1 protein-coding gene is annotated in these 525 nt (G+C 44.4%); it reads right to left on the bottom strand.

What is annotated here, in order from left to right; genetic code table 11:
• Window positions 1-525, bottom strand: a 525-nt coding sequence (locus tag A3762_RS22495; protein WP_197469505.1) for an MATE family efflux transporter, incomplete at both ends; no start/stop codon positions are given.

Below are 525 nucleotides of genomic sequence, written 5' to 3'. Positions count from 1 at the left end.
TTACGCCCGGAAACTCTTGTTTGACGAAGATCAAATCAATTCGTTTAAACCAACGCAACTGGTGTCCGAAGTACCAAATACCAATTCCAAAAGAGATAAAGCGTGCAACGATAGTTGCACATGCTGCCCCCTCTATTCCCCACTCAAACCATTCAATGAAGATTGGACACAATATGATATTCACAATCGTTGCAATCAAAGATATCCACATCGATGCCTTGGCCATTGCTGCAGCGCGCAGGCCAGATGCGAAAATCATGGCTAAAACACCTAATGGGGATACCAGCAAAGTTAGCTGGAGATAGCTTGTTGCGTAATCAAAAGACGCTCCCTTGGCACCGAGAATGGATAAAATAAATGGCAACCCTAATAACAAGACTGACATCACGAGCAAACCAATGAGCAATCCCATCAACACAATAGATGTAAATAACTGATGCGCTGCGTGTTCTCCCGAGCGAGTCAATTTTTGACTCACCAGCACAGAAGTAGCGACCGATAAACCGATACCAATCGCAGACATGA

The sequence above is a fragment of the Oleiphilus sp. HI0125 genome (assembly GCF_001635355.1).
This window is presented reverse-complemented; position numbering and strand designations above follow the sequence as displayed.